Raw genomic sequence first — 14,040 nt, forward strand, 5'->3', positions numbered from 1 at the left:
GCTCCGCCCGGAGGGACCTCGGCGCCGATTCCACTCTCCACGAGGCAGATCGGGGTGGTCAGGTGAGCACATCGGCTCCGGACACCAAACAAGACCAACATGTCGCCAAGGTCATCGGCGTCACCGTCGCCGCGGCGGTCGGCGGCTTCCTCTTCGGCTTCGACAGTTCCGTCGTCAACGGTGCTGTCGACTCCATCGGGTCGCACTTCGAGCTCGGCGAGTTCTTCAAGGGCTTCGCCGTCGCCGTCGCGCTCCTGGGCTGCGCGCTCGGCGCGTGGTTCGCCGGTCGCCTCGCCGACAAGTGGGGTCGCAAACCGGTGATGCTGGTGGGCTCGTTCCTGTTCACCATCTCCTCGATCGGTACCGGATTCGCCTGGAGCGTCCCGGATCTGATCGTGTGGCGCATCCTCGGAGGTCTCGGCATCGGCATCGCCTCGGTCATCGCGCCGGCCTACATCGCCGAGATCGCGCCCGCGAAGTTCCGTGGTGCACTGGGCTCGATGCAGCAGCTCGCCATCACCATCGGCATCTTCATCGCCCTGCTCTCGGACTCGCTGCTGCAGGACAGCGCCGGTGGCGCGTCGAACGACCTGTGGTTCGGCATCGAGGCGTGGCGCTGGATGTTCTTCGTCGGCGTCATCCCGGCCATCGTCTACGGCGTCCTCGCGTTGATGATCCCGGAGTCGCCGCGCTACCTGGTGGGCAACAACCTCGACGAGGAGGCCGCCCGCATCCTGCGTGAGGTCACCGGCGAGAAGGATCCCCTCAACCGCGTGAAGGAGATCCGGCTGACGCTCAAGCGTGAGTCGAACGTGTCCCTCAAGGACATCCGCGGGCCGTCATTCGGGCTGCATCCGCTGGTGTGGGTGGGTATCTGGATCGCCGTCCTGCAGCAGTTCGTCGGCATCAACGCGATCTTCTACTACTCGACCACGCTGTGGCAGTCGGTCGGGTTCTCCGAGAGCGAGTCGTTCAAGACCTCGGTCATCACCGGTGTCATCAACGTGGTCATGACGTTCGGCGCGATCCTGTTCGTCGACCGCATCGGACGGCGTCGACTGCTCAAGATCGGCTCGGTCGGCATGTTCATCGGCCTGGTGCTCGCAGCCATCGCGTTCACCCAGCAGCAGGGATCAGGTGACTCGGTCACCCTGCCCGACGCCTACGGCACCCTCGCCCTGATCGGTGCGAACCTCTTCGTCGTCGCCTTCGCCGCGACGTGGGGACCGGTCATGTGGGTGATGCTCGGGGAGATGTTCCCCAACCGCATCCGCGGTGTCGCGCTCGGTGTCTGCACCGCGATGAACTGGATCGCCAACTTCGCGATCTCGCTGCTGTTCCCGCAACTGAGCGAGACCCTGGGCCTGGCCTACGTCTACGGGTTCTTCGCCCTGTGCGCGGCGATCTCGTATTTCTACGTGCAGTTCAAGGTGCCCGAGACCAACGGCATGGAACTCGAGGACATGGGCGACCTGCGCAGCGGGAAGACGGTGCCGACCGAGGTCTCCTGACCCGGGTCCTCCATCCGACAGCGGTCACCACCACCACACGACGACGGCCGGCCGAGGGCACCGCCCTCGACCGGCCGTCGTCGTCGGATTGTGTGGGTCAGGCGTTGGTGATGCCCACCATCGGGAGGAAGAAGCAGCTGCGTCCGCCGCTGTTCACCGTTCCGAACACCGCTGAGAGCACGGTCCCCTTGCCGGTGGCGACGGGGGCGAGGCGGGTCCCCGCGGGCGCGATGGTGGTGAGCACGGTCTTGACGGTGGCCACGGCGACGTCGCGGATCGGTCCGGCCGGGACGCCGGCGAGGTAGCGATCGATGATGGTCTGCGCCGCGTCACCCATCTGCGCGAAACCACCCTTGCCGGAGTTGATGTTGAACCAGGCGACCTGCATGCCCGCGGTGTTCGCGTCGGGGGTGATGCCGGCGGGCACGAAACCGTAGAGGGTCTCCCCGCTCTTGACGATGTTCGGGTCGACCCCGTTGATCATCGGCAGCGCGGGCAGTCCCGGTGCCGAGTACGGCCCGGCGACCGCGCCGCCCACCGCGGGCGCGAGCCCGAACGGATTGGTCGAGGTCGGCGCGACACAGTTGAACGCCACCGACGGGTTGAGGAACGGTTGGATGCCGAGCTTGCGCAGGGTGTCGTTGGCCTGGGCGAGCAGGGCGCCGATGTCCTGACCCGACGCGGTCGGGGTCTGCTGCTGGGTCACAGTGGAATTGCCGGTCAGCGCGGACAGCGCGGCCGCGGCGACCGAGTCGATGGGCGTGGTCTGGCCGGCGGGGACCGTGGCGGGCGCGGCGCCGGCCGGGGCGGCCGCCACCGCGATGGTCGCCGCGCTGAACGCGGCGGCGAGACCGATGCGCAGGGATGCGCGGCGCGCGCGTGGGGTGATCGGCATGGGGTCGGGCTCCTCGAAGCTCATGGCCGTTCCCGGCGAGGTCGTCGGTCGACGCGCCGGGATGTGACGAGAGTGGCCAGGGGGGTACAAATGAACAGTTGCACGGCCGTCCGCGGGGCGGCAAGGCATGTGATCGTTATGAGACGCGAACGGGACCCAACCGCGTTTCGCCCTGGCCTTCCAACGAATGTGGCAGTTGCCCACAAGAATTCACCCGCCGACGGCGTGTGCCGTGGCGGGTGAGTTCGTCTGTTTCGCGCGTCAGATGTAGGAGAGACCCACGGTCGGCACGATGGTGCAGCTGTTGACGCGGTTGCTGTTCTTCGTCGTCACCGCGCCGTAGATCGCCGAGAGAACGCGGCCGCGGCCGGTGTTCGCGATCGCGGTGAAGGTGCCCGGACCCTTGACGGCGTTGATCTTCTCGTTGCGCTTGAGGTTGATCTGGCCGGTGCGACCGGTGTCGATGTTGATCCAGATCGCGATCAACGGGTTGCGCACGTTGTCGACGGCCGGGCCGGTACCCAGGCTGGTGTACACGTAACCGGCCTGTCCGCGGGCGGGGCCGGGGGCAGGTGCTGCCTGCGGTCCGGCGGTCACCAGTGCCGTGCCGACCGAGTTGCCGGCGGGGGTGCACCCGAAACCGATGGTGGGGTAGAGGAACTGCTGGATCCTGGGGGCGTTGGGGCCCGTCGGGATGATCGGGTCGTTGCCGGCGGCCTTGTTGTTGGCGGCGGCGACCTTGGCGACCTGCGACGGCTTGGTGGTGTTGTTCAGGAAGCCGACGACCTGATCCCAGATGGCCCCGACCTGCGGGGGGACGCCCTTGGCGTTCGCCAGTGCGGTGGCCTGCGAGATCAGCGCGGGGTTGGCCTTGCCGTCGGGGCCGGGCGTGGCGGCCGATCCGATGATCGCGGGGAAGAACGCGCCGACCGAGTCGAGCGTCTGCTGGTCGACCTTCGGCTGACCGACGGCCGGAGGTGCGGCGACCGGGGCTGCGGTGGCGACCGACGGTACGGCCAGGGCGGTCATCACGGCGACCGCCGTGGTGTAGACGGCCCGGCGGGTCAACGACCCGGGACGCGCGCCTGCGTTTCGCACTAGAACACCCTTCACAGCGTGGTACTTCCCGTCTGTGGCCGCGCCACCGTCTCGGTGGTGGCCATCGAATCTCGTCCCCGTGGGCGACCTCGAGAGGCGCCGCGGGAGAGTCTAGGCGGTCACCGCGTGTCGACAACCGTCCAGGGACCTTAGCGTGATACTGAAGTGACTCTTGTGACTGGTGATGCGATTGTTACGCGCTGCACACACGATCGACACCGGTGGTTCAGACACTGAGCTCCGCCGCCAGGGCGTCGTATTCCCGCGCCGATTCGAGGTCGAGGGCGGTCAACCCACCCGCGGAATGTGTGCTCAGGGCCAGCGTCACCGCGCGCCAGCGGATGTCGATGTCGGGATGGTGGTCGCGTCGCTCCGCGACCTCGGCCACCCGTCGGACGAACTCGATCGCCTCGGCGAACGACGGCGCCTCGATCGACCTGCGGATCACGCCGTCGCCCCACTCCCACCGGGGCAGGGTCGGGCGCGCCTCGTCGATCTCGTCCGGCGAGAGGGGTCGAGGTCGTGAGGTGTGCCCCGAGGTCGGTTCGTCACTGTCGGAAGCCATGTAGCCATGGTGCACCCCGCTCCGCCTGCGGCGGGCTGGTTAGATCGCGAGGGAACGACTCCGCGCCCGACACACCGTGTCGTCGGCCGGGGCTATGGAGGAGGCCGGACGGGGTGCAGCGGTGGTGTCGCAACGCGATGATCGTGGTGATGGGTGCAGTGCTGACCGCGTCGGTGGCGACCGCCTGCGGCGACTCCGATTCGACAGCGTCGGTCACGCTGCTCACCCACGACTCCTTCGTGTTGCCCGATGCGGTGATCGCCGACTTCCGCAAGCAGACCGGCCTCGAGCTGAAGGTGTCGCAGTCGGGTGACGCGGGACAGCTGACCTCGGAGGTGTCGTTGACGCCGGGGCGTCCCAAGGCCGACGCTGTCTACGGCATCGACAACACCTTCGCCTCGCGTGCCGTCGATGCCGGCGCCCTCGAGCCCTACCGCTCACCGGCACTGACCGGCGGCGCCACGCAGTACGCCCTGAGCGGCGGCAAGGACGAACTGACGCCCGTCGATCGCGGCGACGTCTGCGTCAACGTCGACACGGCGTGGTTCGCGCAGCGCAACATCCCGGCCCCCACCTCGATCGACCAGCTCACCGACGCCCGCTACCGCGGCGACACCGTGGTGATGGATCCTGCGACCTCGTCGCCGGGCATGGGATTCCTGCTCGCCACGATCGCGGCGAACCCGTCGGACTGGCAGGACTACTGGCGCGCCATGCGCGCCAATGACGTCACCGTCGTGTCGGGCTGGGAGACCGGGTACAACCAGCAGTTCTCCGGCGGTGAGGGCAAGGGTCCCAAGCCCATCGTCGTGTCGTACGCATCGTCACCCGCGGCGAACCCCGCGACGAAGGCGCTGCTCGACGGCTGCTTCCGACAGGTCGAGTACGTGGGGGTCCTGAAGGGGGCGGCCAACACCGACGGGGCCAAGAAGCTGGTCGACTTCATGCTGAGTCCGCAGGTCCAGCAGGCGCTGCCGGATTCGATGTACGTCTATCCCGTCCGCGACGGGGTCACGTTGCCCGAGACGTGGCAGAAGTACGCACCGTTGCCGACGTCGACGGTGGACCTGTCGGCGGCCTCGATCGCTCGCAACCGTGAGGACTGGCAAAAGCAGTGGCGCTCGATCCTGGGGCGCTGACGTCACGGCCACCGAGGAGGTCACGGCCGGTGCGGTGACCGGCGCCGGACGGCTGCGGCCGGTCCGCCGTCGGGGTACGCGCGATCCCGGCAACCGCCGGGTCGTCGCGATCCTCACCGTGATCCCCCTGGTCTTCATCGGGGTCTTCTTCGTGTGGCCGGTCGGTGCGCTCGTCGTCCGTGCGGTCGGGGTCTCCGACGGTGAGGGTGTGCTGGGCCTCGCGCGGCGCACCGACGCCTGGGGTCTGCTCGGGTTCACCCTGGCGCAGGCCGCGGCGTCGACGGTGCTGACCCTGCTGGTCGCGGCGCCGATCATCTGGCTGGTCGCCACCTGCAGTGCCCGCACCTCGACCGTGCTGATGGTGGGTGTGACCGTCCCGTTCGTGCTGCCGACGGTGGTGGTGGGCATGACCTTTCGTGCCCTCGTCTCCTCCGGCGGGCCGCTGTCCGGACTCGGCCTCGACGGGAGCGTCGCCTCCATCCTCGCCGCCCACGCCTTCCTCAACGTCGCCGTCATGGTGCGTGTGGTCGGTTCGGCGTGGCGGACGCAGGACCCCCGCGCCGAACAGGCCGCCCGCACCCTCGGCGCGACGCCGTGGCGCGCGTTCACGACCGTCGTGCTGCCGCGTCTGGTCGTCCCGATCCTGTCGGCGTCGGCGCTGGTGTTCCTGTTCTGCTCCACCAGCTTCGGCGTCGTGCTCATCCTCGGCAACGGCCGGTGGCAGACCATCGAGACCGCCGTCTACACCCAGGCGATCGGTTACTTCGATCTCCCCGCCGCGGTGACCCTGTCGCTGCTGCAGGTCGTCGTGGTGATCGTCGTCGTCGCCATCTCCGGGCTGGTGACACCACGGACCGTGGCGGTCGTCGCACGGGAGGCCTCGGCGCGGGCGCGCGGTCGGGTCTCGCGGGCGATGGCCGCCCTCGTCGTCGGTTGGGCGGTGGTCGTCCTGGCCGGGCCGTTGTCGGTGGTCGTGGTCCGATCGCTGCGACCCACCGCGGGCGGGGAGTGGACGCTGTCGGGTTATCGCTCGCTGAACCGCGCGGTCAACGGTGAGACCCCTGTGCAGACACTGCAGTACAGCGTCGTCAGTGCGCTGTGGGCGATGGTGCTGTCGGTGGTGATCGGTCTGCTCGCCGCGATCGCGCTGCAACGGGCCCGCGGGGTGGCGGCCACCGTGGGGTCCGTCCTCGCGTTGGTCCCGCTCGGTGTGAGCGCGGTGACCGTCGGCTTCGGCTATCTCATCGTGCTGGCCTCGCTGCCCGCCGGCGTCGCGTCGTGGCCCGGGCTCATCCCCGCCGTGCAGGGTCTGATCGCGGTGCCGGTGGTGATCCGCGTGATCGCCCCCGCGCTCGCCGCCATCCCGCCGCGACTGCGCCACGCGGCCGCGACCCTGGGGGCCTGTCCGTGGCGGGTGTGGCGCACGGTCGATCTGCCGCTCATCTGGCGTCCGCTGGCGGCGTCGGGGGCGTTCGCCTTCATCATCGCCGTCGGGGAGTTCGGGGCGACGGGGTTCCTCGCCCGGCCGGGGACCACCACGTTGCCGGTGCTGATCGGCTCGGCGCTCAATCGGCCCGGCGCCGACAACCTCGCCACCGCGATGGCGTGTTCGGTCCTCATGATCGCCGCGACCGTGGTCGCCGTGGTCGTCATGGAGTCGTTCCGCACGACGTCGGGTGGTGACCTGTGACGCTCGAGGTGCGGTCACTGCGTGTCACCTACGGTTCGGACGTGGTGATCGACGGCATCGATCTCGACATCGGTACCGCCGAGGCACCGGTGACCGCACTCCTCGGACCGTCGGGTTGCGGGAAATCGACGTTCATCCGGGCGGTCGCGGGGATCGAACCGATCGCCGGCGGCAGCGTGCGATTCGACGGTGTCGACCTCGCCGCGGTACCGACCCACCGGCGCGACTTCGGCGTCGTCTTCCAGGACGGTCAGCTGCTTCCGGGACGCACGGTGGGACAGAACATCGCCTACGGCCTGCGTACGCGGCGGTGGTCTCGCGCGTCGACCGCCGAGCGGGTCACCGAACTGCTCGACCTCGTCGGTCTCGACGGTCTCGCCGACCGTGCGGTGACCGACCTGTCCGGCGGACAGGCCCAACGTGTCGCGCTGGCCCGGGCACTCGCACCACGTCCACGGCTGTTGCTGCTCGACGAACCGCTCTCGTCACTCGACCGCAGACTGCGCGAGCGACTCGCCGTCGAGATCGCCGAGATCCTGCGTGCCGCGCGGACGCCGGCGATCCTCGTGACCCACGATCACCAGGAGGCCGCCGTCGTCGCCGATCGGATCGCGGTCATGTCGGACGGCCGTATCGTGCAATCCGGTGCGCCCGAGACGATCTGGCGTCGTCCGGTCGACGAGTGGGTGGCCCGTTTCGTCGGGTGCACCACGATCGTCGAGGGACGGCTCGTCCACGACGCCGGTTCGGCGGCGGTGGAGACCGTGCTGGGGACCGTCGCCGTCGACGATCGGCTTATCGACGAACGACTCGTCGACGACGGACGTCGCATCGACGTCGCTGTGGGATTGCGGCCGCGATCGGTGACGGTGTGCGGCGCGGATCGCGGGGTGCCCGCGACCGTGCGCGGTGTCGCGGCACTGCCCGAGGACCACCTGCTCACGGTCACCCTCGACGACGGGTTCACCGTGTCGGCGGTGTCGACCCTCGCCGTGGCGGTGGGTGAGACCCTCCGTGTCGCCATCGATCCCGACCGGGTCGCGGTGATCGGATGACGCGCATCGTCGTGGCCGGCGCGGTGATCGACCGCGCGCGACTGCTCGTCGCGCAACGCTCCCGACCACCCGAGCTCGCCGGTCTGTGGGAACTGCCCGGCGGCAAGGTCGAACCGGGGGAGTCACCGCAGGTGGCGCTCGCCCGGGAGCTGGTCGAGGAACTCGGCATCGAGGTCACCGTCGGTGAGGCGATCGGCGGCCGCGTGCAGGTGGCACCGGGTGTCGACCTCCTCGCGTGGCGCTGCGAGCTGCGCGCCGGGACCCCCACGGCCACCGAACATCTGGCGATCCGATGGGTCGACCCCGACGAATTAAGCAGTCTGGCCGCAACCGGAGCGGTGGTCCCCGCCGACACCGCGTGGCTTCCCGACCTCCTCGCGCTGCTCGACGCGCGAGACCCCCAGTGAGGATCACCGACGATGTCCCTGCCCCCGACGCGTGGGTTCGACCACGGCGACGAGACCGATCCGTTCGCGAAACCCCCTAGCCGGACACCGAACACCGGTGCCTGGATCATCCTGGGCGCGGCGGTGATACTGCTCGTCATCGTGATCGCCGTCGTGGTGGGGACGGGCGGGTCGGATGATCCGGTCGCCGCGCCGCCTGTGACGGTCACCGTCGCCCCGAGCACCACCTCGACCACCCCGCCGCCGACGACGTCCTCGACCCCCGACGTCCCGCGGTCGACGAGCGCGACGTCCGGCGAGGGCATCATGCCGCAGGTGGTCTGCATGAATCTGCAGGCGGCCCAGGACCTCATCCAGCGCAGCGGTGTCTTCTACTCGCGCAGCCGCGACGCGACCGGAGCGGGCCGCGCGCAGATCTTCGACCGGAACTGGATCGTGGTCGCGCAGTCACCGGCCGCCGGTGCGCGCATCGGCGAGGGTGACGCGGTGCTGTCGGTGGTCAAGAACGACGAACCGAACCCCTGCTAGGGCACCCGCCGTGCCGCAGCTCCGCGCCGATCAGGTGACGGGGATCTGCGACAGGTCGGTGCGCATCATCATGACGTTGTAGTCGAGCCACCGTGAGGCGGTGAAGTACAGGTACTGATCGTTGCCGCCGTTCGACGGATAGATGTAGGGCGCGTACACACCGCCGAGCTGCGCGCTGGTGAGCAGGGTGGTCGGGGCGCTGAACGGACCCTGCGGCGTCGTCGCGGTCCGCATCACGAGGTTGCCGGTCGTCTCGTTGCCGTAGAGCATCACGTAGCGCTTCAGACGGTTGTTCCACGCCACCGACAACTCGCTGACCGGTTCGGTGACAACGGCTTTCGACTTCGTCGTGTCGAGCGACCACGTCTTGGCGGGGTCGGTGTCGCCGGTGAAGTACTGGTACTTCGTGAGATCGAGGATGTTCCCGGGTAGGAAGCGGCAGAGGAAGGCCGCGCCGAAGCGACCGTTGGGTGTCCCGTACTGGTAGATGTACGGGTCGTCGTGACCACGCAGGTATGCGTTCTGCTGGTACTTGCCGTTGCTGTCATCGACCTGCTCGACCCCGGGGACGGTGACCGGCAGGTTCAGGCGCACCGTCTGCGGCTGCGATGCCCAGGTCTGTCCGTTGTCGCTCGACACCGCGATGGCCGAGGAGTTGGTGACCCACCGGCCCGGTCCGCCCCACTGCCGCACCGACATGTAGTTCATGTACTGCTTGCCGTCGATCGCGATGGCCGCGGTCGGGATCGTGGTCACCTCGACCCCGGCGATCTCGAGCGCGGGGATCGACTCGGTGGCGAAGGTCGGTGTCGCCGCACCGACGACGGCACCCGAGCGGACGTCGCCGGGGACGGCGTTGCCGATGGTGACGCCGTCGGCCGGGTTGGTGTCGGTGGTGCGCAGGATCAGGTTGTGTCGCCACTGCTGGCCGGCGGCGTTGCAGTTGCCGAAGGTGTCGCCGAACGCCATCAGGGTCTGCCCCGAGCCGTTGTCCCACGCGATGCCGAGGTCGGTGCCGGAGATGCCGAAGTGTGCCTCGGTGTTGTTCGGGGACTTCGCGCCGGTCACCCACGCGACCGGTTTCGTGTTGCCGCCGTTCACCGTCGGCAGCGGTCCCTGCGCGCTGCTCTTGCCCAGGAGGGGTCCGCCGCTGCTGCCGAAGCTGCCGAACGCGCTGCCGATCGCGTTGCCCAACGGGCTCGATCCCAGCAGTCCGGCGTTGCCGCACGGTGCCGCCGTGGCGGTGCCGGCCAGCCCGACACCGGCGAGCGTCGCCGCTGCGGTGCACACGGTGGTCAACAGGACGGCACTGCGGCGCAGTACGGGCATGACGCTCCTCGGAGGCGAGTCCCCACGCCACGTTTCGACACCGAGGGTGGTGCGCGTGTGACTGATGAGACTGATGGGGTTTACTCGCCGACTATCCCCGACACCTGTACAGGGCGCGAATCCCGGAGGCGGTTTGCGGCCGAACGGTCACCGGATCGTTATGGCCGACAGCACGAATCGACGGCGGGCCGGGTGATCGACGCGCGCGGACGGCTCAGGGAACCGGGATGAGCGACAGATCCGTGCGCATCATCATCACGTTGTAGTCCTGCCAGCGTGATGCCGTGAAGTAGAGGTATGGGCTGTCGGGCGACGTCCCGGCGTAGATGTACGGGGCGTAGACCCCGCTGAGCTGCCGCGACGAGAGCAACGTGGTCGGGCCGCTCCAGGGGCCCTGCGGTGACCGCGAGGTGCGCAGGGTGATCGACCCCCGGTTCTCGTCGCCGGTGAGCATCACGAATCGCCCGATGCGGGCGTTCCACGCCACCGACAACTCGCCGACCGGTTCGCGCACCACGGCGTTCGACTTCGTCTTGTCCGGCGACCACGGCGTCTTCTTGTCGCCGGTGAAGTACTCGTACCTGCCGAGGTCGAGGATGTCGGCAGGACGGAACCGGGCCAGGAAGGCCGCGCCGAAGCGGCCGTTGGGCGTGCCGAACTGGTAGATGAAGCCGTCGCGTCCGTCGACGTAGGCGCTCTGCTGGAACTTGCCGTTGCTGTCGTCGACGACGCGCACCCCCGGCGACGGCGTGGGGAGATTGGGACGCACGGTGTTCGGTGCCGTGGTCCACGTCTGCCCGTTGTCGCGGGACACCGCGATCGCCGAGTAGTTGGTCACCCACCGTCCGGCCGCGCCCCACGACCGCACCGACATGTAGTTCATGAACTGGACGCCGTTGATGGCGATGGCCGCGGTCGGGATGGAGGTGATCGCGACACCGGGCACGCCGGGTGAACCGACGGCCTCCGACGCCGTACGCGGCGCGGCGGCCGACACCGATGCGCCCGAACGGATGTCGCCGGGGACGCCGAAGCCGACGGTCAGTCCGTTGTCGGGGTCGGTGTCGGAGGTCCGCATGATCGTGTTGTGGCGCCACTGCTGGCCCGGGGCGTTGCAGTCGCCGTAGGTGTCGCCGAAGGCCATGAGGGTCTGCCCCGAGCCGTTGTCCCACGAGATGCCCAGATCGGTCCCGGAGATCCCGAAGCGGCTGTCGGTGCGGTTGTTCGACAGTGCGCCGGTCACCCATCCGACGGTGCGGCTGGTGCCGGTGCTGATGCGCGGCAACGGTTTCTGATCGCTGCGGCTGCCCAGCAGCCCGCCGAAGCTGCTGCCGAACGCGAGGCTGGAGCCGAAGATGCCCTTGTTGCCGCACGGGGCCGCGGCAGCCGGTGAGGACACGCCGATCGCCGCCGCGAGGGACGCGGTCAGACAAGCGGACGAGATGACAGCGACAAACGAACGTGAACGCACGGTGAAACCCTCCCCGATGAACCTCGGCGCGATGTTACCCAGGCGAACGGGCTCCGCGGGGGACTTCGGCCGGCAAGGTCAGGCCGCGCGCGCCTTCTTGAGGGCTTTGGAGAACTGCTTGTTCGTGAACTCGTCGGCGTCGATCTTGCGCAGACGGTGCAGCACGACGGGGCAGCTGGTGCACCGTATGGACTTGCGGCAGCACTTCTTCTTGGACTTCGCCGTGTGCAGCGTCGTCGGCGTGATCTTCTTCGACACGAGTGCCAGGTTAGCAGAGCCTTACCTTTGCGCCACGGGCGTGAGCGTCATCTCATCCGCGGTACCGATACCCTGGTGTGCGGTCGCGCACCACTCCGGCCTTCTTTTCCATGTCGTGACCCCCTTACATGCCGTGACCCTCGAGTCCATCACCCGAAAGAAACCTCAGTGACTGCTGTTCCGAATTTCCGCAACGTCGCGATCGTGGCCCACGTCGACCACGGCAAGACCACCCTGGTCGACGCGATGCTTCGCCAATCCGGTGTGTTCACCGAGCGTGAGGAAGTGGTCGACCGTGTGATGGACTCCGGCGACCTCGAGCGCGAGAAGGGCATCACCATCCTCGCGAAGAACACCGCGGTGCACCGGGTCCAGCCCGACGGCACCGAGGTGATCATCAACGTCATCGACACCCCCGGCCACGCCGACTTCGGTGGCGAGGTCGAGCGCGGGCTGTCGATGGTCGACGGTGTCGTGCTCCTCGTCGACGCCTCCGAGGGCCCCCTGCCGCAGACCCGCTTCGTGCTGCGCAAGGCCCTTGCCGCGTCGCTGCCCGTCATCCTCCTGGTGAACAAGACCGACCGTCCCGACGCCCGCATCGCCGAGGTCGTCGAGGAGAGCCACGATCTGCTGCTCGACCTCGCCTCCGACGTCGACGACGAGGCCGCCGCGGCCGCCGAGCTCGCGCTCGACCTGCCCGTCCTCTACGCATCGGGTCGCGCGGGCATCGCCAGCACCGTCGCGCCCGAGAACGGCAACGTCCCCGAGGGCGAGAACCTCGACCCGTTCTTCGACGTGCTGATGAGCTACGTCCCCGCACCCAAGGGCGACGTGAACGCCCCGCTGCAGGCCCACGTCACCAACCTCGACGCCTCGGCCTTCCTCGGCCGCCTCGCGCTCGTCCGCATCCACAACGGCACCCTCACCAAGGGACAGACCGTGTCGTGGATGCGCGAGGTCGACGGCGCACCGGTCATCGAGCGGTCCAAGATCACCGAATTGCTCGCCACCGTCGGCGTCGAGCGCACCCCGGCCGAGAAGGCCGTCGCCGGAGACATCGTCGCCGTCGCGGGCATGCCCGAGATCATGATCGGCGACACCCTGGCCGACCTCGAGAACCCGGTCGCCCTTCCGCGCATCACCGTCGACGAGCCGGCCATCTCGGTCACCATCGGCACCAACACCTCGCCGCTCGTCGGTCGAGTGAAGGGACACAAGCTGACCTCGCGCATGGTGAAGTCGCGCCTCGACCAGGAACTGGTCGGCAACGTGTCGCTGCGCGTCCTCGACATCGGCCGCCCCGACGCGTGGGAGGTCCAGGGTCGAGGCGAGCTCGCCCTGGCGATCCTCGTCGAGCAGATGCGCCGTGAGGGCTTCGAGCTGACCGTCGGCAAGCCGCAGGTGGTCACCCGTCAGGTCGACGGCAAGCTGCACGAGCCGTTCGAGCACCTCACCGTCGACGTGCCCGAGGAGTACCTCGGCGCGGTCACGCAGCTCCTCGCCGCCCGCAAGGGACGTATGGGCGAGATGACCAACCACGGCAGCGGCTGGGTCCGCATGGAGTTCGTGGTGCCCTCGCGCGGCCTCATCGGCTTCCGCACCGATTTCCTCACCGAGACCCGCGGCACCGGCATCGCCAACGCGGTCTTCGACGGCTACGCCCCGTGGGCCGGGGAGATCCGCGCCCGCCACACCGGCTCGCTCGTCTCCGACCGCTCCGGTTCGGTGACGCCGTTCGCCATGATCCAGCTCGCCGACCGCGGGACGTTCTTCGTCGAGCCCGGCGCCGACGCCTACGAGGGCATGGTGGTGGGTATCAACCCGCGCCAGGAGGACCTCGACATCAACGTCACCCGCGAGAAGAAGCTGACCAACATGCGTCAGTCCTCGGCCGACGTGATGGAGACCCTCGCCAAGCCCATGCAGCTCGATCTCGAGGCGGCCATGGAGTTCTGTGCCGGCGACGAGTGCGTCGAGGTGACCCCCGAGGTCGTCCGCGTCCGCAAGGTGGAGCTCGATGCGACCGCCCGCGGTCGCGAGCGCTCGCGCGCCAAGGCACGCAACCAGAGCGTCAGCTGATCTCGAGGCCGGTGG

At 68.9% G+C, this 14,040-nt stretch carries 13 protein-coding genes; 7 read left to right on the top strand and 6 right to left on the bottom strand.

Annotated features, from left to right (window positions below; translation table 11 throughout):
• The first annotated feature begins 62 nt into the window (after positions 1-62).
• Positions 63-1,511 (top strand): sugar porter family MFS transporter, encoded by a 1,449-nt coding sequence (locus ACQ7HM_RS15020; RefSeq protein ID WP_434217059.1) that lies wholly within the window; start codon positions 63-65, stop codon positions 1,509-1,511.
• Positions 1,512-1,608: 97 nt separating this feature from the next.
• Here the strand turns inward: ACQ7HM_RS15020 and ACQ7HM_RS15025 are convergent, their stop codons facing one another.
• From ACQ7HM_RS15025 to ACQ7HM_RS15035, 3 genes are all read right to left on the bottom strand, one after another.
• A complete protein-coding gene (locus ACQ7HM_RS15025) occupies positions 1,609-2,430 on the bottom strand; it encodes a hypothetical protein (protein WP_434217060.1) in 822 nt (273 codons plus the stop codon).
• Between the two features lie 237 nt (positions 2,431-2,667).
• Positions 2,668-3,504: an Rv1157c family protein gene (locus ACQ7HM_RS15030; RefSeq protein WP_434217061.1), complete on the bottom strand. Its 837-nt coding sequence runs from the start codon at positions 3,502-3,504 to the stop codon at positions 2,668-2,670.
• A 226-nt stretch (positions 3,505-3,730) separates the two neighbouring features.
• The gene (locus tag ACQ7HM_RS15035) at positions 3,731-4,069 is read right to left on the bottom strand and encodes a 4a-hydroxytetrahydrobiopterin dehydratase (RefSeq protein WP_434217062.1); all 339 of its coding nucleotides are present in this window, start codon (positions 4,067-4,069) and stop codon (positions 3,731-3,733) included.
• A gap of 149 nt (positions 4,070-4,218) precedes the next feature.
• Here ACQ7HM_RS15035 and ACQ7HM_RS15040 point away from each other — a divergent pair, with 149 nt between their 5' ends.
• From ACQ7HM_RS15040 to ACQ7HM_RS15060, 5 genes are read left to right on the top strand one after another with little or no spacing between them, the layout of a single operon-like run.
• Positions 4,219-5,208, top strand: coding sequence for a thiamine ABC transporter substrate-binding protein (locus tag ACQ7HM_RS15040; RefSeq protein ID WP_434217063.1), 990 nt, complete (start codon positions 4,219-4,221; stop codon positions 5,206-5,208).
• The gene (locus tag ACQ7HM_RS15045; RefSeq protein WP_434217064.1) at positions 5,165-6,898 is read left to right on the top strand and encodes an ABC transporter permease; all 1,734 of its coding nucleotides are present in this window, start codon (positions 5,165-5,167) and stop codon (positions 6,896-6,898) included. Before ACQ7HM_RS15040 ends, ACQ7HM_RS15045 begins: the two co-directional genes overlap by 44 nt.
• Positions 6,895-7,953, top strand: a complete 1,059-nt coding sequence (locus tag ACQ7HM_RS15050; protein WP_434217065.1) for an ABC transporter ATP-binding protein — start codon at positions 6,895-6,897, stop codon at positions 7,951-7,953. The genes ACQ7HM_RS15045 and ACQ7HM_RS15050 overlap by 4 nt, the downstream gene beginning before the upstream one ends.
• Positions 7,950-8,360: a (deoxy)nucleoside triphosphate pyrophosphohydrolase gene (locus ACQ7HM_RS15055; RefSeq protein WP_434217066.1), complete on the top strand. Its 411-nt coding sequence runs from the start codon at positions 7,950-7,952 to the stop codon at positions 8,358-8,360. The genes ACQ7HM_RS15050 and ACQ7HM_RS15055 overlap by 4 nt, the downstream gene beginning before the upstream one ends.
• Positions 8,361-8,372: 12 nt before the next feature.
• Complete coding sequence (locus ACQ7HM_RS15060; RefSeq protein ID WP_434217067.1) at positions 8,373-8,888, top strand: PASTA domain-containing protein; 516 nt, start codon at positions 8,373-8,375, stop codon at positions 8,886-8,888.
• Between the two features lie 30 nt (positions 8,889-8,918).
• Here the strand turns inward: ACQ7HM_RS15060 and ACQ7HM_RS15065 are convergent, their stop codons facing one another.
• From ACQ7HM_RS15065 to ACQ7HM_RS15075, 3 genes are all read right to left on the bottom strand, one after another.
• A complete protein-coding gene (locus ACQ7HM_RS15065; RefSeq protein ID WP_434217068.1) occupies positions 8,919-10,217 on the bottom strand; it encodes a DUF4185 domain-containing protein in 1,299 nt (432 codons plus the stop codon).
• 214 nt (positions 10,218-10,431) lie between these two features.
• Positions 10,432-11,616, bottom strand: coding sequence for a DUF4185 domain-containing protein (locus ACQ7HM_RS15070; protein WP_434217069.1), 1,185 nt, complete (start codon positions 11,614-11,616; stop codon positions 10,432-10,434).
• A 150-nt stretch (positions 11,617-11,766) separates the two neighbouring features.
• Complete coding sequence (locus tag ACQ7HM_RS15075) at positions 11,767-11,946, bottom strand: hypothetical protein (RefSeq protein WP_434217070.1); 180 nt, start codon at positions 11,944-11,946, stop codon at positions 11,767-11,769.
• 168 nt (positions 11,947-12,114) lie between these two features.
• On the opposite strand from ACQ7HM_RS15075, the gene typA reads away from it, so the two are divergent.
• Positions 12,115-14,025, top strand: coding sequence for a translational GTPase TypA (typA, locus tag ACQ7HM_RS15080; RefSeq protein WP_434217071.1), 1,911 nt, complete (start codon positions 12,115-12,117; stop codon positions 14,023-14,025).
• Positions 14,026-14,040 lie beyond the last annotated feature (15 nt).

It is taken from the genome of Williamsia sp. MIQD14 (assembly GCF_051025635.1).
GTDB lineage: Bacteria > Actinomycetota > Actinomycetes > Mycobacteriales > Mycobacteriaceae > Williamsia_A.